Source organism: Microcoleus sp. Pol10D4, from assembly GCF_036701555.1.
GTDB lineage: Bacteria > Cyanobacteriota > Cyanobacteriia > Cyanobacteriales > Microcoleaceae > Microcoleus.
This window is the reverse complement of sequence record NZ_JAUBRA010000057.1, coordinates 19,442-44,168: the sequence shown is the minus strand read 5'-3', so window position 1 is coordinate 44,168 and position 24,727 is coordinate 19,442. Positions and strand designations below refer to the sequence as shown.

Genomic DNA, 24,727 nt, shown 5'->3' with positions numbered 1-24,727 from the left:
CTGCCTATCTTTTTTTAGCACACATTGGCTCAATCCTCACCACCTCTCGGTTTCAGGCTGGTTGTCACCCCCCCAGGTTTTTTTGTTAAAAAACGCGGCTTCTTCATGTGGCGAGTGCGTCTGGGAAAGTACCGCTGATTAACCCAAAAACTAGCCACTAAAAATCCCCACTTTTGCAAGTTGCAAATCGGGCGGGGATTTCTTGAGAAGTTGACTTTGTAGTAAAAAATCGACGATCGCTTAAATTAAGCCGAACCGATCGCAAATTACAGCTACTCCCGCTGCAAAAACAGTAATTGCGATGGCTACCAGCGGGTTTTGCCCTCTGCTAACCGCAAAAGAGGTAACGACCCCAGCTCCCAAAGCCGCAGTAACAGCAGCAGTCGCCAAATCTCGATCGGGACGTTTGTCGTACATATTTTTTATTGTTGGTAGCTGAAGAGCTGAAAACTTACATCTTGTAATCCAAGCTACCACTCTTGCCTCTGCGGCGGTAACAACCGCCTGGGTTTTGCAACTAACCTTAAAATTTTGCTAATTTTCTTAACATACTCTGCTGAATAACATAAGTTAGGATTATGTATTTTCGAGTTTTCATGCTGAGTTTTAGCTCTTGAAACCTTTTGTCTGCTGGGCTTTTATGTCCAATTCAGGATTTTGCAGAGGCGATCGCACCTGCATTCTCAGTGCATCAAACTGCCATCTAAAATATCGTAAATAAATTTAACTTGACTTTTTATGATAAATGTGAATATCGCTATTGGCAACAATAGACAGGAAAAACTCAGGCGTTGGTGAACAATTTTTACACTGCGATTGCTTCGCTGCCCTCACAATGAGATGAGTATATAGCGGTTCTCAAGCGTTGTGAGGTATGGGGGCGAGCCCGATGCCCGATGCCCGATGCCCGATGCCCGCGAGAGCACCTCATGTTACTGAGAAAGGCTATATTTGTTGTCTAATTACTATCTAAGTTTTATTCGCCCTCAACTTTTTCAGTATTGCCACCTTTGACCCAACCTTCGCGATTGTCATCCTCAATCCGAATTCGCTGCCACTCTTTGTCGGGCGACTCTTCCAAAACTACGACTCTTTCCTTGTAACCAACACCGCCAATGCGGTTCGAGTCTCGGCTACCAGTATCGCGGAGAATTAAGCCGATCGGCTGAGTCACCATCGCGCGGTAAGCTCCCGGTTCCAGCGGTTTCGGAGACGGGGCATCGCTAGATGTAGAAACAGGGCTAGCCTGGGCTGTTGACTTCGGCGCACCGCCCGCAACCTGAGCTGGTGTTTTGTCGTTGGAAAAAACAGGTTTTTCGGGCACAGTAGTTAGCTTAGCGGCAAAGTAAAGTGCAGCAGCCACGCTAGCACCTGCCATCAGGACGATCGCGAGCAGAAAACCCACTAAAAATTTGAAAACGCTATATACAGTGTTCATAAAACCGCAAATGAAGGAAGAAGGAAGTTCGGCAACGGATTCTGTAACGGATGTAACGGATGTCAGGCAGAAGGCAGAAGGAAGAAGGCAGAGGGAAGGAGGCAGAAGGAAGAAGGCAGAGAGAGGGAAGGAGGAAGAAGGAAGAAGGCAGAGGGAAGAGGGTTGACTGCTGAATGTTGAATGTTGAGTAAAATCTGGTAACTGCCAACTGCCAACTGATAACTGATCTACTGACTTCAAAAGCTTAACCCTGAATCCGGCGGCTCAAACTGCCGTATCTAGAAGCAAGGCGAGCTTTCCCAGCAGCGGCCCAATCTTGGAGAAACTGGATTTGTTCTTGAGCCGTTCTGGCTAAGGGCACCATCTGACTAGCTGATTCTAAAATATCATCAGTCGTAAAGTCTCGATTTTGGCTGAACCCAATGTGCATTGCTTCAATCAAAGTTTGCTCGATTTCGGCCCCTGAAAAATCGGGAGTTTCGTAAGCCAAGCGCTCTACATCGTAATTTTTGATGCTGTGCGATCGCAACCGCAACAAATGTACCTCAAAAATCGCCCGCCGTTCCTCCTGGCTGGGCAAACCCACAAAAAATATTTCGTCAAACCTGCCTTTTCTCAGCATTTCTGGCGGCAAAGACTGGATGTTGTTGGCTGTTGCGACTACAAACACCGGCGAAGTTTTTTCTGCCAACCAAGTAATAAAAGTCCCGAACACCCGGCTAGTTGTCCCGGAATCCCCTTTACCGTCTAATCCCGCAAAAGCTTTGTCAATCTCGTCAATCCACAGCACACAGGGGGCCAAAGCTTCCGCTAGCTGAATCATTTGCCTGGTGCGGGATTCGGATTCTCCGACTAATCCGGCAAACAAGCGCCCGACATCCAACCGCAGCAAAGGCAAATGCCAGTGGTGGGCGATCGCCTTTGCTGTTAAGGATTTTCCGGTTCCTTGAATTCCGACTAACAACAAACCTCTGGGATGCGGCAAACCGTATTGGCGGGCTCGATCGGTAAAAGCACCGCCGCGCCGCAGCAGCCATTCTTTGAGATTGTCCAAACCGCCGATATCGGATATATTTTCGCGGGCTGGGTAAAAATCCAGAATTTGAGTTTGGCGAATTGTTTGGCGCTTTTCTTCTAAAATCAGTTCCGCGTCGTCGGGATGGAGTTCGCCTCTGGTGGCGATCGCCTTTGCCAAAACTCGGCGGATTCGTTCGATCGACAGCCCTTGACAGGAGCGCACCATTTCATCCAGCAAACGCCCTTCAATGGCTTGCCCGGTAGCCCCTAACAGTCTTTCCACCTCAAGTTTGATTTCCGCCGCCGCAGGCAGGGGAAACTCCAAAACAGTCATCACTTCGCTGAGGTCTTCCGGGATCGAAATTAGAGGAGATACGATGACAATATTTTTGGGTACAGATTTGAGGCTTCTCGCCAAATTCCGCAGCTTGCGGGAAATCGAGACATCTTCCAAAAACCGCTGAAAGTCCCGCAGAATAAAAATTGCCGGCGCGGTGGCGGGTAATTTTTCGAGAAATTCCAAAGCTTGCAGCGGGTTGCGCTTGCCAAAACCGGCATCGTTGGGATTGCCTTGGTAGCCATCAACAAAATCCCAGATGTAGACGGCGCGAGAACCTTGTTTTTTGGCACATTGGGCGATCGCCGCTTCTACGCGCTCTTCCTCCCGTGTGGGAATGTAAATTAGGGGGTAGCGCGATCGCAGGAGTAGTTCAAACTCGTCGCTAAAAATAGTCATTAGTCAGTTGTCAGTGGTTATTAGTCATTGGTTATTAGTCATTAGTCCTTAGTTATTGGTTATTAGATGTTAGCCGATGTGATTTTTTCTGCAGTCCTTATTCAACAGTTATTAGTTCTTAGCTACTGACTGCTGACTAATGACTACTGACTAATGACTAATGACTGTTGACTATTGACTAAGGCAATTGCCGTTTAAGTGCTTCCAGAGAGGCCCAGCGAGTGTCTGAGACTGTTTCGGTGATTTCTGTATTTGCATCATCAGTTAAAGAAATTCCCGGACATTCAGTATCGCATATCTGTTTATGCGGCAGTTCCAAACACATTTGCTCGTACACCCAATCGCCCGGAGAGAAATAGCCACCGGGGGACAAATTTTCCACCAAATCTTCTAAAGCAACTTCTATTTCTGCTGAACTTGAATCTGTTTGATTTGCTGTTTCTTCAAGCCAGATTAGTTCCGATGAGTTGAGTGCCAAACGATGATTGTATTGTTTCAAGCATCTGTGGCAGGTGAGAGTAACAATTGTTTCTGCTTTCGCCTTCACCTCAAGATAATTCCCTTGGTGAGTCACTTGCAGTCGTCCTCGCACCGGAGTAAGAGTTTCTAAATCGGGGATAAATTCTTCAAAATCAATGACCTCTTTCCGCTCTGTTTTTGTGAGTAGATGAGGGATATAAATTGTCTCCATAATCTTTTGCCTTCCTACTTCTTGAATTCAAAGGTCAAAAGGAATAGTTAATTTTTAACTTCTTCCTTCTTCCTTCTTCCTTCTTTAGCGTCAGCGCAGGCGCACTACCAAACGCCGATCGGGTTCTTGTCCTTGACTGTAAGTTTCTATATCCTCACATTCGCTCAAAAAGCTGTGGACTTGACGGCGTTCTGCCGAAGACAGCGATTTTATTTCAACTTCAACTCCCGTCGAGCGCGCTTGATCTGCTGCGTACTCTGCCATCGATCGCAATTCCTCTTGGCGGCGGATGCGATAGCCATTTAGTTCAACTGTATAAGGAATTGACTCCTCTACTTCCTGACCTATATTCTGAACCGTGTTACAGAGGTACTGAATGGCATCTATGACATTACCGTTTGGCCCGACTAAGATTGCAACTTGTTCTCGAGTCAGATTGCTTTCATCTATTGTCATCCAATAGCAATCTTCTCGTTGTTCGCATACCACTTTTGAAGGAATTGCGGACAGTTGTAGCAATTCTTCTAACCATGCCTGTCCGCGCTGCATTTGAGAGTCTTTCATTGTTGTTAAAATCAAGCCTTTTTCTTAGAACGCTTGGGCTCAAAGGGAAGTGCATCTAATCCTTGTTCTTTTTGGGTTTTCGCCTCTGCTTCGTCCACTATTTTTTGGAGGTTTTCGGGCAGCGGTTCTCGCGACAAAATAAACGATTGAACTGTTTGGAAGATGTTAGCAATCAGCATATACATCAACACGCCGGCGGGCAGCGGGAAGAACAAAAACATCCCTGAAAATATGACTGGCGTCAGTTTGTTAACTGTAGCCTGCTGGGGGTTGTCGTTTGGCCCTTGTGCTTGTCCTGAAAGGGTTTGGTTGATGTATAAACTGATGCCGAAGCCCAGGATCATTACCAAAATATCCCAGTGGATTGTACCGTCTGAGTCGATCGCGCCAACGCGGCCTAGAGCTTCAATAAACAGGAATCCTTTGTTACTAGCCAATCCGGGGATTGTGCCTTGAACTGTGGCTTCACCGGGGGCTAATGCCGTGATGTTTCCCTGTTCATCTACCTTGATCAGATCTTCGCCTTTGATGACTTTCCAGCCGGGTTCAAAGTCGATTTCGCTCTTATTTTCTGCCGCTAAAATTTTGAGAGGTTTGCCCTCTGGGGTTTGAAAATTAATCTTGGTTGTGTCGCCGACTGCGAGTTTGTCGCCGCCTGGAATTACCCCCACAACAGGAGCATGAAAAGTACCTGTGACGTAAATATTTTGTGGCGGTGTCGCAAAAGCTTGCGGTTGAACAGTTTCGATTTGTTCTTTCGGCAAAACTTGAACGTTGACGCTGTAATTTATGTCAGAAAACGGCGAACCCCGGAGCGTTGCAAACAGTGCAAACAGCACTGGCATTTGCAGCACCAACGGGAAGCATCCTGCTAGAGGATTACCAAATTCTTTGTATACTTTGCTCATTTCCTCCTGCTGTTTGGCAGGATTGTCTTTATAGAGTTTTTGAATTTGATCTACTCGCTCTTTCATCAATGGCTGCGCTACTTTCATGCGCCGCATATTGCGAAGAGAGCCTGCATTGAGAGGATAAAGAGCAAAGCGAATCACGAGCGTCAGTGCTACGATCGCTAAACCGTAGCTTGGCACGATCCCGTAGAAAAAATCTAGGATCGGGAGCATGAGGTTGTTGGAGAGAAACGAGATACCGAAATCCATTCGCTTTGAGTTAATTTAGGTGCTCTATGTTTGCTGTTGAGAACTATTTTTACCCGCTGAAGGCGAGCCGCCTCAATTTTTAGGGTTTTGTCTCTATCTTAGGACATTGCCCGTTGATCGACCGCCCGCTAGCGGTTTGTTGTAATGAGTTTGCCAATACTCGCACTCACTTTACCCTGATTTGAGGGCGAAGCGATTCGGTTATTTAGCTTTGGCCGCGTTTGCTTTTTGAGCGGCTATGGGCAGTTTTTCGTTAATGTAGTCATACATTGCTCGAAATTTCGGCATAGCTCTGAGTTCCAAGCGGCTGCCATTTTTCATGGTGAGCACCATGTCTCCGTAAGTCCCGAAACCGCGAGGTACTGTGACGATTTTGACTATATCTGAGTAGATAACGTCTGTCTGCTCGCCCCCCATCCAACCGCTAGTTACGGACACTCGGCGGCTCGTGATCCGATACCGCAGCCACAGAGCCCGGACAATTGCTCCTACTGCGAGGGGGATTCCCACCACAGTCAGCCCCAAGAGTAAATTGAGGATCAAGTCTCCGGGCGCGGGGCCGCCTTCATAATATACTTCCTCTCGAATTCCCATCTAGTACCTCGGCTTCTACCAACAACTGCTCTAATTCTTGCAGAATTTCTGCATAATTGCACTCTTGTGCGATCGGACGCACGACAATTACTAAATCCCACCCTAATTTTAATCGGGGCAATAGCTGTCGCAAAGCTGCCCGAATCTGACGCTTAATCCGGTTGCGGACTACAGCGCGTTTGCTAACCTTCAGACTGATAGAAATGCCTGTGCGAGTTGGCTGCAAGGATTTTTCGGCTGTCGGTTTGCTTAATTCGACGCTTTTGGGTTTACGCAGAGCTCTTAAGCTGAAATGAGCGGAGTTGCGGCGCATTCCCTTGCGGTATACGGCGCTGAAGTCTTTTCGGTGCTTAAGTCGGTTTGTCTCGGGCAACATGGCGTAGGGCGATCGTTGAGGCCTCTCAACCTTGATGCAGTGCTAGACTGCGAGGCGGTGGCGACCTTTGCTGCGGCGGGCTTTGATTACCAATCGACCGGTTGCGGTACGCATTCTGGCGCGAAAACCGGATGTTCTTTTTCTTTTGCGGCTGGTTCCGTGCAGGGTTTGCTGTGTCATTTTAATTTCTCCCGGCTTGCTACTTTACTTTTGATTAATATTCACAATCTTCTAGTATACCATAGTGCTGTTTTGTTGGCAATAATATTTTTCCGATTTGAATCGATCGCCACTAATCACAAAGCAACAACCCGTGTTCGAGCTGCTGGACGAAATTTCGGTTGTGTTTTCACTACCATATCCCTAACTTTCTAAGATGATATTGCAAGAGCGATCGCCCTTAACCGAAAAAAATAAAATCCCCGACTGCTAAAACTTCTCAAACTCCCAGAAGTCGGGGATTTCCTCTTCTATTCACAAAAAATCAAATCCCAGACTTCTAAATTCATCCGTGTTCTGCCCTTATTTCAGTTCAACATTTACCGTAGCAGACATCCCCGGTGCAATCCGCGATTCATAGCCTTTAATGCTTTCGGGATCAAACACAACTTTTACCGGAATCCGCTGCACAACTTTGGTGAAATTGCCCGTAGCATTATCGGGAGGCAATAAGGAGAATTGAGCGCCAGAAGCAGGGGAGAAACTATCTAGATGACCTTCAAATTTACGGCCACCAAAAGCATCTAATTTGATTTCTACTTTTTGGCCTGGTTTCATATTTGCCAGTTGCGTTTCTTTGAAGTTAGCAACTACCCACAAATCGTTACTGACGATCGCCATTAACGGAGTTCCCGGCTGCACCCGCTGGCCGACTTCAACCGATTTGCGGCCGATTTGTCCGGCGGCGGGAGCAGTAATATTCGTGTACGAAAGTTGCAGTTGAGCGTCTTTAACCGACGCTTCCGATTGCCCGATCGCAGCTTTAGCAGCATCATACTGCGCTCGACTGACTTTAGTTTGTTCGCCCGTCGCTTGCGCCTGTTGCAATCCCCCCTTTGATGCAGCAAGTTTGGCTTCTGCGGTGCTGATGCCTTCTTCGGCTAAGGCGACTTTAGCTTGAGCGCTGGCGACACCGACTTGGGCGCGCGCTACTTGCGCTTCGGCTTGTTTTACTCCTTCTTGAGCTTGGGCTACTGCTGCTTGGGCTGCGGTTACGCCTTCCTTGGCTTGAGCTAAGCGCGCTCTGGCTTGGGCAATTCCTTGTTGGGCTGCTGTGGTTTGGCCTTGGGCTACTTCGTAGGCGGCTCTGGCTGCGTCTAGCTGCTGGCGGGCGATCGCACCTTCTTCCTGCAAGCTTTCGTACCGTCTATAATCAGCTTGCGTCTTGACAAGATTAGCTTGCGCTTGTGCTAGCTGAGCTTGCGCGGCGGCAATGCCGGCTTCGGCTTCCCTCACTTTGGCTTGAGCTTGGGGAATTCCGGCTTCAGCTTGGGCGACTTTAGCTTGCGCTGCGGGTACGCCGGCTTCGGCTTCAGCGACTGCAGCAACGGCTGCGGGTACGCCTTGTTCGGCTTCTCTAATTGCTGCTTGGGCGGTGGAAATAGCAGCGTTGGCGCTGCCGATGTCTCCTTGGGCTTGGGCTGTTTTGCCTTGGCTGGTTTGAGAGGCTAGGGAAATATTTGCCTCGGCTGCTTCGGCTTGGCGGCGAGCGTTTTCTAAGGCTGCTTGGGCTTGTTGGACTTTAACTTGGTAGTCGCGGGGGTCGAGTTTGATTAGCAGTTGTCCGGGTTTTACTTGTTGGTTGTCTTGTACTAAGACTTCGGCGACAGTACCGTTGACGCGGCTGCTGACTTGGTGGATGTGTCCGGCAACTGTGGCGTTTTCTGTTTCTTGGTGGATGGAGGCGTATTGCCAGTAGCGGTAGCCGAAGCTGCCTGCTGCGATCGCCCCTATACCCAGCGCTGCTAATATCAACGCTTTCGGGGCTTTTTTCTTGGGTGTTGCAGCCGTCGGCAGGGGTGCTTTGAGTTCTGTTTCTGCGCCTGTTTTGGCCTCGGCGGGGGCGTTGATTTCTGTCTCTGGGATGGGGATTACTGGTAGGCTTTTAGCGATGCTGTCGTCGATCGGCTTTTCTAATACGGCGGCTGCTTTGCCGTTGCCGTTACCGTTGAATTCTGCTGGGTTGATTTCGTTTGGGGCTTTCATGATATTTGACTCCTGATACTTTAGTAAGATGTCGTTTGTTTAGGGTACGTAGTTTTTATTTAGTAAGACGGCTTTTTTTAAGAGTGCGTAGTATTTTGCGGTTATTTGTAATTTAGTGGAGGTAGATGCTGCTGCACTTCGCTCAAAAGATTGATTTGTTGATTTAGGAAAGATTCAGGATCGCTCGATCGATCAGTTGGGAAAAGAGTTTTTGATCGGCCTCTGAAAAGCCCTCGACACCTCGATCTCGGATTGCAGCTACCAGCGGGGGCAATACCTCTTGCAGTTCCCTGCCGGAGTCTGTCAGCCAAATGCGCCAAATGCGGCGATCGCGAGTGTCTCTCTCGCGGCGGACTATGCCTCTTTCTTCCATGCGATCGATCACGCCTGTCAGCGTCCCGCCTACCTGTTGCAGTTTGTCGCCAATGCTGGAAGTCGGCAAACCGTCTTCTTGCCACAAGCAGCACAGTACCAGCCAGTGAAAAGGTGTCAATCCAAAGGGTTCAAGTACCTCTTGCAGCCTGCGACTGCCTAGCTGTGCCAGAAGTTTGAGACGGTAGCCCAGGCTTTGGGGGGCGAGAATGTCGTGCCACTGAGCTAGATGTGTGCGATCGACAGTGGATGTAGTAACCATCGGCTTATTGCTTAGCGTTCGTACTATTAGTGTAAAGTGCTTTTTGGGAGATGTCAAGGGGGTGCAAGCAGGTTGTTTGGCGATCAACTGCTACGCTAAAACCGGGAATCCGCCCTCTGCCGGATATGTTAACAATTCTTATTGTTCTTAAACTAGAAAGAGTAAATCTAGTTTGCGATCTGAATTTATGTTGCTTCCAGCCGACAAACGCACCAAGTTAGACGACACCGACGACAATTTGTTCTATTCCGCTCCCCGCTTTGTGACGCACGTAGACGATGGATTCATTCAGCAACTAACCGATTTGTATCGGGAACGGCTGAAGCCGAATACTCGGATTTTTGATATGATGAGCAGTTGGGTTTCTCACCTCCCCGACGAGATGGAATTTGCCCATGTCGAAGGGCACGGCATGAATCAAGAAGAGTTGGCAAAGAATCGCAGACTGAATCATTATTTTGTGCAGAATTTGAACGCAAATCCTAAACTGCCGCTGCCGGATGCAGAGTTTGACGCGGTTGTCAACTGCGTTTCCGTACAGTATTTGCAACACCCGGATGCGATTTTTGCCGAGATTCACCGGATTTTGAAGCCCGGTGGCGTAGCAATTATGAGCTTTTCCAACCGAATGTTTTATCAAAAGGCGATCGCGGCTTGGCGGGAAGGTTCCGAGGGCGATCGAGTAGAATTAGTCAAGGGTTACTTTGATTCTGTCAAAGGAGCGAACATACCCGGATTTAGCAAGCCGGAAGTAATTGTTCGCAAGCCTAACTTGCCGAGTTTTATGCAAATGCTGCGAATAGGAAGCGGCGATCCGTTTTATGCGGTAGTTGCTTACCGCCAAAGTTAGGATTTTTTGTAGTAAGGACTTTAGGACTTTAGGTGGAGATTCAAAGCACTAAAGTCCTTACTACAAAACGATCGCAAGTTACGCTCTTTAGGTTAGGATATATTTAATATTTGCTCCTCAAATATGGAAAACCAGCTTTTGCAGCGCATCACACTCGATCCAAATATCTGTTACGGAAAAATATGTATTCGCGGTCTCCGATATCCAGTCTACTAATTCTTGAATTACTCAGTTATGGTATGAATGCTAAAGAAATTATAGATGACTATGAAGATTTACAACATGAGGATATTCTAGCTGCTTTGCTATGTGCAGCGCGGCTGACTCAAGAGAAAAGCATATACTGAGTAGGGTAGTTCATCAGTAATCATAAAGTAGGGTAACACCTTGATATGAAACCATACCAGCAAATAGCGATCGACGAATGCGACGAACCATTAGTCCCCATCCCACCAGAACATTTTGCCTTTGAAATCCCGCACCCTTATCAAAACTTGGGTGCTCCCTATCACAACAGCAAAGCAGATTCGCCTTACTATTTGCGGCAAGGAGTTGTAGATAGTTTAATCGCAGCTCAAACTGAGCTACAGCAAAATTATCAAAATTGGAAAATTCTGATATTTGACGCTTATCGGCCGGTGGAAGTCCAGCAATTTATGGTAGATTATACTTTTAATCAAATTGCCCTTGCTCAAGGCTGCGAATTTCCGGTTTCCGAAGACAAACGCCAAGTGATTATAGAACACGTCTATCAATTTTGGGCAGTGCCGAGCCTCGATCGCGCGACGCCTCCCCCTCACAGTACAGGTGCTGCTTTAGATGTAACTTTAGTGGATGAAAATAATCGGCCAATTGATATGGGTTCTCCGATTGATGAAATATCAGAACGTTCGTATCCAGATTATTTTGCTAACAGCAATCATCTACCAGAACAGCAATACCACCGTCACAGGCAAATCTTAAAAAATGCGATGATAGCTGCGGGTTTTCAGCAGCATCCTAACGAATGGTGGCATTTTTGTCTGGGCGATCAGATGTGGGCTTGGTTGACAAATCAAAACAATAGTGGTAGCCAATTGATTGCTCGATATGGCCGCTATTAAAAGGGTACGTAATTAAATCTGGACTGGTGCACTCGCGACCTTGAGAAACCGGGTTTGTTGACAAGAAACCTCAGCTTTTAGCTACTTCAAGCAGCAAGAAACCCCCTTTCTGACCCTCTGTGCGTCCTGGACTATAAAAGTTTGATCGGCATAAATAATTTGTATCATAAGACACGACAACTATTGCCAGCAGGGTAGCGGTGCTTTAAAATCAACAAGAGCGAACAAGTGCAGGCAACTCAAGCCAGCACCGCAAACCCTAAAGGATAACTCAGAGTTCACCCAATGAAAGCACTCATCCTCTCTGGCGGCAAAGGAACACGCTTGCGTCCCCTCACCTATACGGGTGCTAAGCAGTTGGTTCCTGTAGCAAATAAGCCAATACTGTGGTACGGAATTGAAGGAATTGTGGCGGCTGGGATTACAGATATTGGGATTATTATTAGTCCCGAAACCGGGGAAGAGGTGAAGACGAAAACAGGAGATGGATCTCGCTTCGGGGCAAAAATTACTTATATCTTGCAAGAAAAGCCGGCGGGGCTCGCTCATGCGGTAAAAGTTGCCCGACCATTTTTGGGCGATTCTCCGTTTATTATGTATTTAGGAGATAACTTAATTCAGAATCAGTTAGATCCGTTTTTAGAGATTTTTAACAAGCAGAAACTAGACGCTCTGATTTTGCTGCGTCCCGTTCCCAATCCCTCAGCTTTCGGGGTTGCAAAAGTTGATGAGAAAGGAAGAGTTTTGGAGTTAGTAGAAAAACCACAAGATCCGCCATCGAATTTAGCACTGGTGGGGATTTACTTTTTTGCTCCTACTATTCACGAGGCGATCGATCAAATTCAACCCTCTGCCCGCGGCGAACTGGAAATTACAGACGCTATTCAACAGCTCATGAATCAGGAAAAACAGGTAGAAGCCTGCAATTTAGAGGGCTGGTGGCTGGATACGGGTAAAAAAGACGATTTGCTGAGTGCAAACCAAATCATTTTAGATAGCCGTATCGTAGCTTCAACTGAATTGAAAGTAGACGCGAAAAGTCAAATTATCGGACGAGTGCAAATAGGCGAAGGAACGGAAATTATTAATTCTACAGTTCGCGGGCCTGTGGTAATTGGGGAAAATTGCCGCATTGAAAACTGCTTTATCGGGCCTTACAGCAGTATTGCCGATCGCGTGACGATGATTGATGCTGATATCGAACACAGTGTAATATTGCAAGGGGCGAAAATACTTGGCATTCACCAGCGAATTGTTGACAGCGTGATCGGGCAACGAGCTCAACTCACAAATGCGCCCGCTCGTCCAAAAGCTCTGCGGTTTCTGATTGGTGATGACAGTCAAATTGAGTTAGCTTAAATTGAGATATTGCCAATATCGGAAGCAATAATCCTGATTTAACATAGAGATAAATTTTCTTGTGGGGAGTAGGGTTGGGCATCCTGCCCGCCCTTGAACAGGCAAGATGCCTGTTCCACAATTAATTACAATTATTCACACAGCAAAGTGGCCTGTCCACAATTAGTTACAATGATGGAAACAGCAAAGATGCCTGTTCCATAATAAGTCATTATAAGTTATCTAAAGGAGAGGAAAGTTTGCAGTCAGAAGAAATACCAACTCAACAGATAATAGATAAATTGCGACAAACTTTGGAGCCGCGGATTGGTATTGCTGAGCCGTCGCTGTTGGGAACAGAAAATAGTGCGATTCCCTTCGGGATAGCTTCGCTTCACGCCAGAGATGAAGATGACGAAGATATCGCCCTTTTAAAGGCGGGTTTCGACATTTATAACATCCCCATTACCTCTTATCAAAGGCGGCTTGGTTCCGCAGTAATTGCAGTTAGGAAAATAGTCAGAAAATTGCTCAGACCCGTACTGGAACGACAAGTAATTTACAATTTTGCGAATACCCGCGTCGTTCAAACATTGAGCATTCAATTGCAAAAATTGCAAGAAAATCAACAAACTCTAGAGAAAAAAATTAAATCGGAGTTCAGCAGCGCATCTCCCGAAGTTACAGCACAGCTTGAGACTCAACAAAAGGCGATCGCAGCTTTTCAGTCTGAAATAGAGCAGATTAAAGCAGTGCAGGAGCAACATACTGCTATTTTAGAGAAGATTACCGCTCAATTGCTCGATCGACAAAAATAAAGCATCAAAGATGACCACACTGCCCATATGCTCCTTAATTATAGTCAACTATAACGGTCTGCGCCACACCAAAGATTGCTTAAAATCTCTACAAAAACTTGCGTATCCCGAATCGCAACTAGATTTAATTGTAATTGATAATTGTTCTCAAGACGACTCCGTTAATTCCCTGCGCGAACTATTTCCCAAAGCTCGGGTTTTTGTCAATACTGCCAACAACTTTGCGAAAGCCCTCAACCTCGGCATCAGCGAAGCAAAAGGGCAATATATCGGATTTCTAAATAACGATGCTACCCTTGACAGTCGCTGGTTAGAGATTCTTGTAAAACGGCTAGAAACTAATAAAGAATTAGGTGCGGCTAGCGGCAAATTGTTGTTTAAAGACGGGCGAATTAACAGCGCGGGTATTCAGCAATTACCTAATTTTTATTGGCAAGATGTCGGTTTTGGCGAAAAAGATGCGGGACAGTACGATACAGAACGGGAAGTCGAAGGGCTTTGTTGGGCGGCGGTGCTTTTCCGCAGGAAATGTCTCGAAGATGTGGGGCCAATAGATGAAGATTTTGTGATGTATTTTGAGGATGTAGAGTTTGCCCAACGCTGCCACAAACGCGGTTGGAAAATGCTTTATACTCCCGCCGCTATCGCCCATCACGAATATAGAGGTTCGAGTAAAGGCAGCAAACTTACCGAGTATTTCTGCAACCGCAATCGGTTTTTGTATTTGGCAAAACATGAACCTTTGCAATTAGTCAAAGGAATTCATACTTCTGATTTTTTTACTAACAAGCAGTACGATTTGCTGTTCGATAGTTTATTTGTAGCGATTAAAAAGCTGCTTGATTATCAGAAACCAGAAATCATTGAAACTGTATTGCCGCAGTTGTCGGAAAAGTTGGCGGTGATTTACAGTCGCCTGAAGATCGATCGCATTTTGTCTCGATTGCAGGTGGTTCGGGGCGATCGCAAAATGTCGATCGCCATTTACGATCATGGGCTGCATTTTATTGGTGGCGGTCAAAAATACGTCGCTACCCTCGCCTCGCTGTTACAAAATGAATTTGACATTACTTTTATTGCTAACAAACCAGTTGCTGTTTCCGATTTAGAATCGTGGTACGGACTCAACCTTTCAGGATGCAAAATTAAAATTATTCCCTTGGCGTTTTATGAGAAACGCGGAATGCAGTGCATCGATTCCAGCATCATCGTGGAGGATATGGAAAATCCCTTTGATGAAATTGCCAGAGAAAGCAAAAACTACGATATTTTCATCAACGCGAACCAACTGGAAAAAGTTAAACCACTGTCGCCAATCTCAGTATTTTTCTGTCACTTTCCCAATACCTTCCGCAACCGTCACTTTGCTGTCGATGATTACACTTTCATTATTGCCAACAGTCTATTTACCGTCAAGTGGTTGGAGAAACGCTGGAACCTACAGCCAACTTTTCTGCTTTATCCGCCCGTGGAAATGGCAACAGTTAAAGTGCCGAAAGAAAACATAATTTTGGCGGTGGGACAGTTTGAAGCTGGGGGAACAAAAAAGCAAATTGAACTAATTAAAGCTTTCCGCAGTTTGCTAGCGGATTACCCCGAAGATTTTCAAGGATGGCGACTAATTTTAGTTGGCAGCAGCATTCCGAAAAATCCTTATTTAAAGACTGTTCAGAATTTATTGAAGCAAGATTCAAGGGCGATCGAGCTAAAAGTCAATGTTGACTTCGATGAGGTAAAATCGCTTTATGCTAGAGCAAGCATATTTTGGCACGGCTGCGGTTTGGGTGAAGTCAATCCTCAAAGATTTGAGCATTTCGGGATGGCGACTGTGGAAGCAATGCACAACAGTTGTGCTCCGATTGTTTTCAACGGCGGCGGCCAACCGGAAATTGTCGAACATGGGCGATCGGGCTTTGTGTTCAATACCGTTGAGGAACTTTGTCAGCATTCACATCAACTAATTGTTAATCCTGATTTGCTAGCAGAACTTCAAGCTGGTGCACAGCAACGCAGTCAGAACTTTAGACTTGCACATTTTGAAAAAAAAGTCAATAGTTTTTTTGATATTATTCATCAAGAGTATGCTACAATTCGGCTGCCAAATCCTGCCGATATAGCTCAAATGCTCGATCGAACTTAAAGGCTAATTCAAGCGTGTCTAACCCACTTTTAATCAATTTATCCTTCTTAAGTCCTGAACCAACGGGAATCGGAACTTATGCAGCTAATCTTTTCCCGCAACTGCAAAAGCTAAAACCAACATTACTTACTTCCCAGCAAATTGACAATTATACTTGCTATCAAATTCCAGAAACCCTGACTCCGGATCGAGGGCCGAAAGGACAAATTAACAGGCTGCTGTGGACTCAATTCAACTTACCTAAAATTTACAAAAAATTGCAGTCAAGCCTGATATTTTCCCCAATTCCCGAAGCACCTTTGTATTCCGGCTGTCGCTACATTGTCACAGTTCACGATTTAATTCCTTTGCGGTTTCCCCAACGGTTTTCTAGATTAACAGCTTATTTCCGCTACTACATACCGCAGGTTTTGCGGCAAGCAGAACACATTATTTGCGATTCTCAAGCAACGGCGGCAGATGTTGCTAATTTTTTCCACATTCCGCCTGAGAAAATGACCACAATTCCCCTAGCTTGCGATAATATTAATTTTAGATATCTCGACTTGCCAACCAAAAATTATTTTCTTTATACGGGTAGACACGATCCTTACAAAAACTTAGAAAGATTAATTGCTGCATTTGCGAGTTTGCCCGATCGCACAAATTACGAATTGTGGCTAGCAGGGCCTCCCAATGCCTACACGCCGCAGTTGACAGCACAAGTTGAAGAATTAGGTTTACAATCTTTGGTAAAGTTTCTCGGTTACGTTCCTTATTCTCAATTGCCCGTATTGATGAATCAGGCGATCGCCCTAGTTTTCCCTACACTTTGGGAAGGATTCGGCTTACCAATTTTAGAAGCAATGGCTTGCGGCACACCCGTCATCACATCCAACCTGTCATCGATGCCAGAAGTAGCCGGAGATGCCGCATTATTAGTCAATCCTTACAGCGTCGGAGAAATAGCCGAAGCCATGCAAACAGTAGCCACAGATTCAAAAGTGCGATCGAACTTAAAAACTGCTAGTTTAGCCAGATCATCTCAATTTAGCTGGCACAAAACCGGAACAGCAACCGCCAACATCTTACAACAATATCTTTAAATCTTCCCTCTCTTCCTTTCTCCTCTCTGCGTCCTCTGCGCCCTCTGCGGTTAAAAAAATCCCACCAAAAACCGCAATCTACATATTATCCCATGCCCAATCCCCAATCTAACTTACTAATCAACCTTTCCTTCCTAATTTCCAAACCAACCGGCTTAGCCATCTATGCCAAAAACCTATTTCCCCATCTAAAATCCCTCAATCCAACATTACTAACAGCCGAAAAATTCCCCAATAGTAATTGCTACCAAATCCCCCCAAACCTCACACCAGAACAAGGAACCAAAGGACACATCAACCGATTGCTGTGGACACAAACCCAACTCCCCAAAATTTACAAACAGCTAAAATCAAACCTGTTATTTTCCCCAATTCCCGAAGCTCCTTTATTTGCAGGTTGCCGCTATATAATTACAGTACATGACTTGATAGCGCTGCGATTTCCCCGCCGCTTCGATCCTCTGACGCCTTACCACCGCTATTACATTCCCCAAGTGCTGCGGCAGGCTCAACACGTCATCTGCGACTCGGAATCAACTGCCAAAGATATCGCTAATTTTTGCAAGATTCCTACTAATTTAATTACGCCAATTTTCCCCGGATATGATACCAGTTTTTTCCGTTTTTTAGACTTACCAACAAGCAATTATTTTCTTTATATCGGCCGCCACAATCCTTATAAAAACGTGCAGCGAGTTGTAGCAGCCTTTGCTGCTTTGCATCATAATTCCGAATACGAATTGTGGATAGCAGGTTCGGAAGACAAACGCTATACGCCGCTGCTGAAGGCGCAGGTTCAAGAATTGGGATTGGTCGATCGAGTAAAATTCTTAGATTACATTCCCGCGGCCGACTTGCTCAAAGTCATCAACCAAGCGATCGCCCTGGTTTTCCCCAGTCTTTGGGAAGGATTCGGCCTCCCCGTGCTCGAAGCAATGGCCTGCGGCACTCCTGTCATCACCTCTAACCTGTCTTCAATGCCCGAAGTGGCGGGGGACGGCGCCTTATTAGTCAACCCCTACAGCGTCGAGGAAATTGCTTCGGCTATGCAAGAGCTTGCAGTCGATGCCAAAGTTCGATCGCACTTGCGGGAGCTCGGTTTAGCCAGAGCAAAACAATTTAGCTGGGAAAAAACAGGCTTGGAAACTGCTGCTATTCTCGATCGATATCTTTAACGAAGGAAGTTCGGCAACGGATTTGGTAACGGATGTAAGGGATGTAACGGATGTTGAGAAGAAGGAAGAGGGAAGTTCGGCAACGGATTCGGTAACGGATGTAACGGATGTAAGGGATTTCGAGAAGAAGGAAGAGGGAAGTTCGGCAACGGATTTGGTAACGGATGTAAGGGATGTAACGGATGTTGAGAAGAAGGAAGAGGGAAGAGGGAAGAGGGAAGAAGGAAGTAGGCCGATTTAATGACCAATGCCCCATGCCCCATCCCCCATGCCCAATTCCCAATTCCCAATTCCCAATTCCCCCTCCCCCTGACAGCCTGAGTTAGGGACTGTAGCCTCTTTTACTTATTGATACCCAACTGATCGCCGCGCTTGTACTGCTGATAAGCAGCAAAAAACAGCCCCGCCAGAGTAACAAAGATTAGACCCAGAACAATACCTGAAAGCAGCGGTTCTACCATGAGAGCTCCTTAACGTTAAGATTTAACAACCTATTTTTAATATTACCAGCACTTACACAGATGAATTTCCCGAAAAACGCCCTTCCGGGAGTATTAGATCTTGCTCTCCCCGCTGCGAACGATTAAGCTATGTTATGAGAAATAAATTTTCTTGTAGATACTATTTTTAATTGAACTCCTTTGAATAACCAACTTGCCAGGAATGAAATTAAAAACCCGATCGAGCGACTTGCCATATTTGTGCTAGCGGTGTTGCTTGTCATCATCTTGGCTACGCTCACAATACGTCAATTTCAAGTCGCCGATCCTTACGTCAAAAGTGTCCTATCCCTCACGGGCAACCCGCTTCAGGGTTCCGCCATATTTCAAATGAACTGTGCGGGTTGTCACATCTCCGTTTCAGACAGTCAAGTCGGGCCCAACTTGCACGGAGTGTCCGATCGCAAATCCGAATTGGATCTGATCCGGCAAGTCACCAGCGGGCAAACCCCACCAATGCCGCAGTTTCAACCGAGTCCGCAAGAAATGGCCGACTTGCTGAAGTATCTCGAACAAATTTGACCAAAGAAGGGGAACGGAATTCGTTCCCCTTCTTTGGCAGAGCCTCGAAACCCATGCTTAGAGGTTCTGCTTCCCGCTAGTCCCTCTCTGCAGGGACGGCAGGCAAGTGTATGCTCGGCTGTAACTGCCGAGTTTTATCTGCAGACTAAACCAGCAAGTTAAAACTCTGAGCCGATAACTGGCTCGGCTGTACGCCCGTCAGTATAGCCAAAATCTGGTCGCTGTTAGCGATTCCGATCGCCGTCGAGCCATTAGTTTCGGTTAATGACAGTTGATTGAAGTCCAAGCCTCCCACCAACTCGATCGAATCAACTCCTGCGGTGAAGTTGAAAATCGTGTCAATTCCTCCGCCCGCTGACAAGACAAAGCCATTGCTGCCACTGCCACCGACGAGGGTATCGCTGCCAATGCCACCAAAGAGCAAGTCATCGCCAGTGTCAGCAAAGAGCAAATCATCGCCGCTGCCGCCAATTAAGGTATTGTTACCCTCGCCGCCGCAGAGAGTGTCATTGCCTTGATCGCCAAATAGCACGTCGTCGCCAGCGCCTCCCAACATTACGTCATCGGCTTTGCCCCCGTACAATAAGTCATTGCCTTCATCGCCAGAAAGAGAGTCGTTGCCACGATTGCCAAAAATCGTATCGTTACCGCGATCGCCAAAAATCAGGTCAAAGCCTTTGCCACCGAAGAGAGTATCGCTATCGATGCCTCCGTAGACAGTATCGTTGGCCATATTGCCATTGATATAGTCACCGCCTCCTCGACCAAAGATCAAATCGTTGCCGCTCAACCCGAAGATAGAGTCATTGCCGGCACTACCCACGATCGTATCGTTGCCATTAGGGCCGTTGAGCACATTACCCGCTGAAGGAGTGCCGGGCTCATTGGGAGTAGCGATCCTGGGGAAGTCATCAGGGCAAACCAAATCTGTCGGCGTTGGTGCAGGTGTCGGCGTCGGTACAGGTGCAGGCGTCGGCGTCGGTACAGGTGCAGGCGTCGGCGTCGGTACAGGTGCAGGCGTCGGCGTCGGTGCAGGTGCAGGCGTCGGCGTCGGTGCAGGCGTCGGTGCAGGTGCAGGTGCAGGCGTCGGCGTCGGTACAGGTGGCAGTGGCGGCGGCGTCGGAGTCGGCGGCGGCGTCGGAGTCGGCGTCGGCGCTGGGAAGTTGCCGAAGTTGATCCCGCTGACAATAGCGCCCGAAGTTAGGGTGATGTCGGCGGGTTGGGGTGTGCTTTGGGTAAACCCAGTTTGATTGACTTCCCTGACGCGGTAGGTTCCCGGCGTTAGGTTCGCGAACAGGTAGTTGCCACTGTTGTCTGTGGTAGTGGTAACAGGAGCAGGAGCAGTTCCAGCTACAACATTGGTTAACTGAATTTGGAAATTGGGTAAACCGGGTTCTCCAGCATCCTGAGTGCCATTGTTGTTGGTGTCTTGGAACTTCAGACCTCGGATCGCCCCGGGTTGCGGCAGGAAGTTGCCGAAGTCAATGCCTGTGATGTTATCGGAGGGATTAACCGTAACGGGGGCGGGGTTGGGGGTCGTCTGCGTCCAGCCGTTTTGCTGGACTTCCCTTACCTGGTAAGTACCTGCGGGTATATCTCGGAGAGTGTAGTTGCCCGCTGCATCAGTGATGGTAGTCGGTTCGCCTTGCTGAAAGATGCCATCGGGAGTGATACTGTCGAGGAATATTTGCCAGTTACCTAGTCCCAATTCTCCGGCATCCTTAACGCCGTTGTTGTTGAGGTCATTGAATTTTTGACCGCTAATAGTGCTCGACTGGAAGTTGCCGAAGTTGATATTAGCGATGTCTTGACCGCTGGTGACAGTGATGTCATCCGGGTCGGGGGTAGTTTGCGTCCAAGTAGGCTGCAAGACTTCCCGCACCTTGTAGGTTCCTGCTGATAAATCGAGGAATTGGTAGTTACCGGCGGCATCGGTGAGGGTGTTCGGTTCCCCGGTGTCGAGAGTGCCGTTATCATTGGTATCGAGGAAGAATTGCCAGTTGGCCAGCCCTAGTTCCCCGGTATCTTGTACCCGGTTGCTGTTGAGGTCATTGAACTTAAGACCACTAATCGAGTTGGGTCTGAAGTTGCCGAAGTTGTTGTTTTGGGAGTCTGTGCCGCTGGTGACGGCGATCGTAAACGCGCCGGAAAGAGTAGGCGTAGCTTCGTTGACGGGGGGCACAATTTGCGTCCAGCCTGTTTGTGGCACTTCCCGCACTGTATAAGTGCCGGCTGGCAGGTTTGTGAACTGGTAGTTACCGGCGACATCGGTGACGGCGGCGTTAGTGCCTGTTTCGGCTGCTACTGCGTCTTGCACACCGTTATTGTTGGCATCCAAGTAAATTGTCCAGCCTCCTAGCGGTGGTTCTTCTGGCCCATCTTGGACGCCATTTTTGTTGAGATCGTTAAATTTAATCCCGCTGATTTTGCCCAACTGGAGGTTGCCAAAGTCTTGAGCCGTAATGTTTGTGCCACTGACTGGGTTAATTGGATAAAAAGTCGGCCCGGCGGTTTGTGAGAATCCCGTCGGTACGTCTTCTCTCACAAAGTGCCGACCGGAGCCGACGTTGGCAAAGCTATACGTCCCAGCAGCCGCTGGCGCTGTCCCGGTAACTTGAGAGGCGATTTCCGCGTCACCCGTATCTAAAGTGCTGTTATCGTTAGTATCTTTGAACAAGCGAACGGTAGTGCCGTTGAGGGGGGTGTCGTCAGCAGAGAAGCCGTTGCCTGTGAGGTCGGTGAATTTGGTGCCGCTGACGGTGATGTTTTGGAAAACGCCAAAGTTTTGACCGGTGACGGGAGTACCGCTTTGGGCACTAACGAGAATTGCTGCAGCGGGGAAAGAGATGCTGGAGTTGGCTGGGGCAGTGGCTTGTATCAGGTAATTGCCGGGGCCTATCTCCGAGAATGTGTAATCTCCGGCTCCCGCAGTGGTTTGTGCAGTGCCCACAACAGTATCTGTGCCGACTTCTAGCGTGCCGTTGGCGTTGGTATCTTTGTATAAGTTAACGGTGATGCCGTTTAATACGGTGTCATCGGGCGTGAAGCCGTTGCCCGCGAGATCGGTGTAGGTTTTGCCTGCGATCGATGTCAGTTGGAAGTTGCCGAAATTGGCACCGGTGACATTCACAATACCCGTATTTGCCGGAGTCGGGCCGAGAGTCTGCACCCAAGCAGTCGCAGGGGTTCCAGCGGGTGGCGCTTCTGTAATCGGAGTATCTGTTTTTACGTCGCGGAGGATGTAAGTGCCGTCGGCTGCGGTAGTAGCGCTCTTCGTACCTACAGAAATCACCCAGCCCGGAAGACCTGGTTCAGTCGCCGCGGCACCTTGCAGGCTATCCCCGTTAAGGTCGTTGAATTTAACGCCTGTGACGATCGGGCCGTATTCATAAGCACCGATATCAACAGCAGTGCCGATCGTCCGGGGAAAGCCAGCACCCCGCTGGTCCGTCGCGCCAGCAGCAGCCGCAGCCGTGGCATCCCCAGTATCGATCGCCGGATTAGGAGTCCCAGTGCTGTCAGCCAAAGCATAAGTCACGGGAACGCCTGTAGCCTGGTTCAATGCTGCGGTAGGGGCGATGACATTTGCTAGAGGAACGGTCAGTTGCTGGGTGGCTGCGAAGCCAGTGCTGCCAGCAAGATTCCCGATCAAATTGTTGATACTGGTGGCGGCGAATGTCCCAAACACGTCAGGATTCGCGCCGCCCAAATTCCCGGCGACGATCGAATTTCTGAGATCCACAATACCGCCGTTAGTAGCAATGCCCCCACCGACAGCAAGAGCAGGAGCAGTCGCAGTCGCAGTATTAGCAGTGATGGTGTTGTTAGTCAGAGTTGCAGTAGCGCCGCTGTTGACAAAAATCGCCGCACCCGCGCCCTGGCCCGGTGTAGCGCCCACACCGCCAGCCGCGCCTCCGGTTGCTGTGTTGCTGAACAAAGTGCTGTTGTTCAGGGTCAAACTGCCAGTATTAACAAAAATTGCGCCTCCCAAACCAGCACCGCCACCCCCACCGGCTGGGCTGCCAGTGCCGCCGGGAGTAAAAGCTCCGACTGTCGTGCTGGCTCCGCCTACTGTACCGAAGCCGCCGCCGCCTCCGAAGCCCCCGACACCGCCGTTGCCGCCAACACCCCCGCCGCCGCCTCCGCCGCCGCCTCCGAAGCCGCCAGCGCCGCCCATGCCCCCAGGGCCGGCTGCACCTACTGTGCCACTGCCGGCGACGCCACCAGCGCCGCCGGCGCCTCCTCCTCCGCCTCCTCCTCCGAGGCCGCCAGCGCCACCAGCACCGCCAGGGCCGCCAACTCCGCCATTAGTACCGCCCGGTGTACCGCTGCCACCAACCCCTCCCGCGCCACCAATTCCGCCGTTAAGACCAGTTCCTGGCAATCCGCCACTGCCAGCGCCACCATTGCCGCCCGGGCCGCCGGGTCCACCTGCAGCGCCGTTATTTACCAAGCCGGGAAGACCAGTTTGACCGGGGCCGCCTGCGGAAACGAAGGGAAACAGACCTGCAAAATCGGTGTTGCCGCCTGGGCCTGCGACTGCGGGTGCGACGGGGGGGGGGCTGCCCGCGCCGCCGGTAGCGCTGTTGCCATTGAAGGTAACGCTGTTAACTGTGACAGTGCCGCTGTTGATAAATAGTGCGCCGCCCATGCCGGCCGCACCGCCGCCGCCGCCCGTACCGGCACCGCCTTGCGCTCGACCACCGGTCAGTGTCAGGTTGGAAAAGCTGACTGGGGCAGTCGCGCTGTCTACAAAAAAGCCCCGGTTATTGCCGAGATCTAGGGTGAAACCGCCGCCGGTAAAGGTGATGGGGGTGGAAATCCTGGGCAGAACCTGTCCCACCCCGAAGGCGATGTTGCCTGTGATGGCGATCGTGTCTGCATTGGGCAAAGCGTTAGCCAGAGTTATCGCATCCCGCAGTTCCCCAAATGTGGCGACTAAAACTGCACTATAAGCTTCCCTCGCCTCCGCCGAAAATGCCAAAGGTGTTTCAATGTTTCCCGTAGTTACTTCGAGTTCCCAGTCTCCACCCAACGCAGCATTCCCAGTCAAGTTGTCGGAAGCGGCAATATTTGCTCCCGTGAGCTGGCTCAGCCTTTGGACGAAGGCGACACCTGCTTCTGTGGCGGCGACGTTGCAACCGTAAAGCAGAATTTCGGGTTTAGCTGTAATTGGAGAGTTAGAGTTTGCCTCAGTTGCTGGCAAAGCAAACCATGTTTCTAAATAATTGCGGTAGCTTTCAATGTTGCACAGATTTAGTTCTGTTGCTCCCAGTTGCAAGCTGGCTGCTGCACCGTGAGACAAAATGTGGACGGCTGCAATGTTTTGCCGCTGTTTAAGTGTTTCGGCGATTTGCTCGATGCCGTCGCGATCGGCATTCAGAATAACAATTTCTGTATCGGGATTGACCGTTTCTGTTAAACTTTCGCAATCTTTAACTTTTGAATCTGCAAAAACTATCTGGTGTTTCGGTTCTTTATACAGTTCCACGTTCAAATTCTCCTGGTACACGCACACATCAAATTCATATCACAAACCAACCGCAGCAGCCATCGATCTTTTTCCAGCGCGGATGAGAGTCGTTGGCCAAGCCCTCTAAGAGGATCGCCCCTGAGTTTTACCTCACCTAACTTTCACCTAAATTGAATATTGACAAAAACGTTGTTTTATGCTGCCATGCCCTAACTGAGTTAGTTTGATTGTTTAGAAGTTTTAAAGGGGATATTGTTCCGGCTGTTACATTAATGTTGGAGAAGAATTGCGCGCTGTTTATTGATATG

Annotated in this window: 23 protein-coding genes and 1 pseudogene; 11 read left to right on the top strand and 13 right to left on the bottom strand. The window is 48.5% G+C overall.

Annotation, left to right across the window (positions count from 1 at the left end):
• Positions 1-240 precede the first annotated feature (240 nt).
• Together QUA36_RS23650 and QUA36_RS23645 are read right to left on the bottom strand one after the other, a co-directional pair.
• Positions 241-417: a hypothetical protein gene (locus tag QUA36_RS23650; protein WP_006632312.1), complete on the bottom strand. Its 177-nt coding sequence runs from the start codon at positions 415-417 to the stop codon at positions 241-243.
• 559 nt (positions 418-976) lie between these two features.
• A complete protein-coding gene (locus QUA36_RS23645) occupies positions 977-1,438 on the bottom strand; it encodes an SH3 domain-containing protein (RefSeq protein ID WP_333451222.1) in 462 nt (153 codons plus the stop codon).
• On the opposite strand from QUA36_RS23645, the gene QUA36_RS23640 reads away from it, so the two are divergent.
• Positions 1,431-1,604, top strand: a complete 174-nt coding sequence (locus tag QUA36_RS23640; RefSeq protein ID WP_333459295.1) for a hypothetical protein — start codon at positions 1,431-1,433, stop codon at positions 1,602-1,604. The two genes, QUA36_RS23645 and QUA36_RS23640, sit on opposite strands and share 8 nt — an antisense overlap.
• Before the next feature lie 78 nt (positions 1,605-1,682).
• Here QUA36_RS23640 and QUA36_RS23635 read toward each other — a convergent pair whose 3' ends face one another.
• The 9 genes from QUA36_RS23635 to QUA36_RS23595 form a co-directional block, all read right to left on the bottom strand.
• Positions 1,683-3,191, bottom strand: a complete 1,509-nt coding sequence (locus tag QUA36_RS23635; RefSeq protein ID WP_333459294.1) for an AAA family ATPase — start codon at positions 3,189-3,191, stop codon at positions 1,683-1,685.
• Between the two features lie 178 nt (positions 3,192-3,369).
• Positions 3,370-3,882 carry a YceD family protein gene (locus QUA36_RS23630; protein ID WP_333161714.1) on the bottom strand — a complete coding sequence of 171 codons (513 nt, stop codon included), beginning with the start codon at positions 3,880-3,882 and terminating at the stop codon, positions 3,370-3,372.
• A gap of 90 nt (positions 3,883-3,972) precedes the next feature.
• Entirely contained in the window at positions 3,973-4,446 is a 474-nt protein-coding gene (locus QUA36_RS23625) for a Jag family protein (RefSeq protein ID WP_015174192.1), read from the bottom strand.
• A gap of 11 nt (positions 4,447-4,457) precedes the next feature.
• Complete coding sequence (gene yidC, locus QUA36_RS23620) at positions 4,458-5,606, bottom strand: membrane protein insertase YidC (RefSeq protein ID WP_333161712.1); 1,149 nt, start codon at positions 5,604-5,606, stop codon at positions 4,458-4,460.
• Between the two features lie 201 nt (positions 5,607-5,807).
• The gene (locus QUA36_RS23615) at positions 5,808-6,200 is read right to left on the bottom strand and encodes a PH domain-containing protein (protein WP_333161710.1); all 393 of its coding nucleotides are present in this window, start codon (positions 6,198-6,200) and stop codon (positions 5,808-5,810) included.
• Positions 6,172-6,576 carry a ribonuclease P protein component gene (gene rnpA / locus QUA36_RS23610; protein WP_333161708.1) on the bottom strand — a complete coding sequence of 135 codons (405 nt, stop codon included), beginning with the start codon at positions 6,574-6,576 and terminating at the stop codon, positions 6,172-6,174. Before rnpA ends, QUA36_RS23615 begins: the two co-directional genes overlap by 29 nt.
• A 42-nt stretch (positions 6,577-6,618) precedes the next feature.
• Entirely contained in the window at positions 6,619-6,756 is a 138-nt protein-coding gene (gene rpmH, locus QUA36_RS23605; RefSeq protein WP_006632320.1) for a 50S ribosomal protein L34, read from the bottom strand.
• Between the two features lie 342 nt (positions 6,757-7,098).
• Complete coding sequence (locus QUA36_RS23600; protein ID WP_333459293.1) at positions 7,099-8,781, bottom strand: efflux RND transporter periplasmic adaptor subunit; 1,683 nt, start codon at positions 8,779-8,781, stop codon at positions 7,099-7,101.
• A gap of 163 nt (positions 8,782-8,944) precedes the next feature.
• A complete protein-coding gene (locus QUA36_RS23595) occupies positions 8,945-9,415 on the bottom strand; it encodes a MarR family transcriptional regulator (protein ID WP_333161704.1) in 471 nt (156 codons plus the stop codon).
• Positions 9,416-9,602: 187 nt separating this feature from the next.
• Between QUA36_RS23595 and QUA36_RS23590 the strand changes: the two genes are divergently transcribed.
• The 9 genes and pseudogenes from QUA36_RS23590 (at position 9,603) to QUA36_RS23550 (ending at position 18,165) form a co-directional block, all read left to right on the top strand.
• Positions 9,603-10,265, top strand: a complete 663-nt coding sequence (locus QUA36_RS23590; protein ID WP_333459292.1) for a class I SAM-dependent methyltransferase — start codon at positions 9,603-9,605, stop codon at positions 10,263-10,265.
• 123 nt (positions 10,266-10,388) lie between these two features.
• A pseudogene (locus QUA36_RS23585) lies at positions 10,389-10,612 on the top strand (DUF433 domain-containing protein).
• A 45-nt stretch (positions 10,613-10,657) separates the two neighbouring features.
• A complete protein-coding gene (locus QUA36_RS23580) occupies positions 10,658-11,368 on the top strand; it encodes a M15 family metallopeptidase (protein WP_333459291.1) in 711 nt (236 codons plus the stop codon).
• A gap of 285 nt (positions 11,369-11,653) precedes the next feature.
• Positions 11,654-12,727 carry a glucose-1-phosphate thymidylyltransferase gene (locus QUA36_RS23575; protein ID WP_333161695.1) on the top strand — a complete coding sequence of 358 codons (1,074 nt, stop codon included), beginning with the start codon at positions 11,654-11,656 and terminating at the stop codon, positions 12,725-12,727.
• A gap of 239 nt (positions 12,728-12,966) precedes the next feature.
• On the top strand, positions 12,967-13,524 hold the full coding sequence (locus tag QUA36_RS23570) for a hypothetical protein (RefSeq protein WP_333161693.1): 558 nt from the start codon (positions 12,967-12,969) through the stop codon (positions 13,522-13,524).
• Positions 13,525-13,534: 10 nt separating this feature from the next.
• Complete coding sequence (locus QUA36_RS23565; RefSeq protein ID WP_333459290.1) at positions 13,535-15,664, top strand: glycosyltransferase; 2,130 nt, start codon at positions 13,535-13,537, stop codon at positions 15,662-15,664.
• Positions 15,665-15,678: 14 nt separating this feature from the next.
• Positions 15,679-16,749 carry a glycosyltransferase family 1 protein gene (locus QUA36_RS23560; RefSeq protein WP_333451235.1) on the top strand — a complete coding sequence of 357 codons (1,071 nt, stop codon included), beginning with the start codon at positions 15,679-15,681 and terminating at the stop codon, positions 16,747-16,749.
• 92 nt (positions 16,750-16,841) lie between these two features.
• Positions 16,842-17,924 (top strand): glycosyltransferase family 1 protein, encoded by a 1,083-nt coding sequence (locus tag QUA36_RS23555; RefSeq protein ID WP_333459289.1) that lies wholly within the window; start codon positions 16,842-16,844, stop codon positions 17,922-17,924.
• Between the two features lie 22 nt (positions 17,925-17,946).
• Positions 17,947-18,165, top strand: a complete 219-nt coding sequence (locus tag QUA36_RS23550; protein ID WP_333161685.1) for a hypothetical protein — start codon at positions 17,947-17,949, stop codon at positions 18,163-18,165.
• A 100-nt stretch (positions 18,166-18,265) separates the two neighbouring features.
• Here QUA36_RS23550 and petG read toward each other — a convergent pair whose 3' ends face one another.
• Complete coding sequence (gene petG / locus QUA36_RS23545) at positions 18,266-18,385, bottom strand: cytochrome b6-f complex subunit V (protein WP_006632329.1); 120 nt, start codon at positions 18,383-18,385, stop codon at positions 18,266-18,268.
• Positions 18,386-18,565: 180 nt separating this feature from the next.
• On the opposite strand from petG, the gene QUA36_RS23540 reads away from it, so the two are divergent.
• Positions 18,566-18,946: a cytochrome c gene (locus QUA36_RS23540; protein WP_333161682.1), complete on the top strand. Its 381-nt coding sequence runs from the start codon at positions 18,566-18,568 to the stop codon at positions 18,944-18,946.
• A 145-nt stretch (positions 18,947-19,091) separates the two neighbouring features.
• Here the strand turns inward: QUA36_RS23540 and QUA36_RS23535 are convergent, their stop codons facing one another.
• Positions 19,092-24,437 carry a DUF4347 domain-containing protein gene (locus QUA36_RS23535; protein ID WP_333459288.1) on the bottom strand — a complete coding sequence of 1,782 codons (5,346 nt, stop codon included), beginning with the start codon at positions 24,435-24,437 and terminating at the stop codon, positions 19,092-19,094.
• Between the last annotated feature and the right edge of the window lie 290 nt (positions 24,438-24,727).

Coding starts and splice junctions, on each gene's coding strand:
- QUA36_RS23590 (WP_333459292.1), top strand. CDS start 9,603: ATGTTGCTTCCAGCCGACAAACGCACCAAGTTAGACGACACCGACGAC.
- rpmH (WP_006632320.1), bottom strand. CDS start 6,756: ATGACACAGCAAACCCTGCACGGAACCAGCCGCAAAAGAAAAAGAACA.
- rnpA (WP_333161708.1), bottom strand. CDS start 6,576: ATGTTGCCCGAGACAAACCGACTTAAGCACCGAAAAGACTTCAGCGCC.
- QUA36_RS23575 (WP_333161695.1), top strand. CDS start 11,654: ATGAAAGCACTCATCCTCTCTGGCGGCAAAGGAACACGCTTGCGTCCC.
- QUA36_RS23600 (WP_333459293.1), bottom strand. CDS start 8,781: ATGAAAGCCCCAAACGAAATCAACCCAGCAGAATTCAACGGTAACGGC.
- petG (WP_006632329.1), bottom strand. CDS start 18,385: ATGGTAGAACCGCTGCTTTCAGGTATTGTTCTGGGTCTAATCTTTGTT.
- QUA36_RS23615 (WP_333161710.1), bottom strand. CDS start 6,200: ATGGGAATTCGAGAGGAAGTATATTATGAAGGCGGCCCCGCGCCCGGA.
- QUA36_RS23635 (WP_333459294.1), bottom strand. CDS start 3,191: ATGACTATTTTTAGCGACGAGTTTGAACTACTCCTGCGATCGCGCTAC.
- QUA36_RS23555 (WP_333459289.1), top strand. CDS start 16,842: ATGCCCAATCCCCAATCTAACTTACTAATCAACCTTTCCTTCCTAATT.
- QUA36_RS23645 (WP_333451222.1), bottom strand. CDS start 1,438: ATGAACACTGTATATAGCGTTTTCAAATTTTTAGTGGGTTTTCTGCTC.
- yidC (WP_333161712.1), bottom strand. CDS start 5,606: ATGGATTTCGGTATCTCGTTTCTCTCCAACAACCTCATGCTCCCGATC.
- QUA36_RS23595 (WP_333161704.1), bottom strand. CDS start 9,415: ATGGTTACTACATCCACTGTCGATCGCACACATCTAGCTCAGTGGCAC.
- QUA36_RS23565 (WP_333459290.1), top strand. CDS start 13,535: ATGACCACACTGCCCATATGCTCCTTAATTATAGTCAACTATAACGGT.
- QUA36_RS23650 (WP_006632312.1), bottom strand. CDS start 417: ATGTACGACAAACGTCCCGATCGAGATTTGGCGACTGCTGCTGTTACT.
- QUA36_RS23580 (WP_333459291.1), top strand. CDS start 10,658: ATGAAACCATACCAGCAAATAGCGATCGACGAATGCGACGAACCATTA.
- QUA36_RS23625 (WP_015174192.1), bottom strand. CDS start 4,446: ATGAAAGACTCTCAAATGCAGCGCGGACAGGCATGGTTAGAAGAATTG.
- QUA36_RS23630 (WP_333161714.1), bottom strand. CDS start 3,882: ATGGAGACAATTTATATCCCTCATCTACTCACAAAAACAGAGCGGAAA.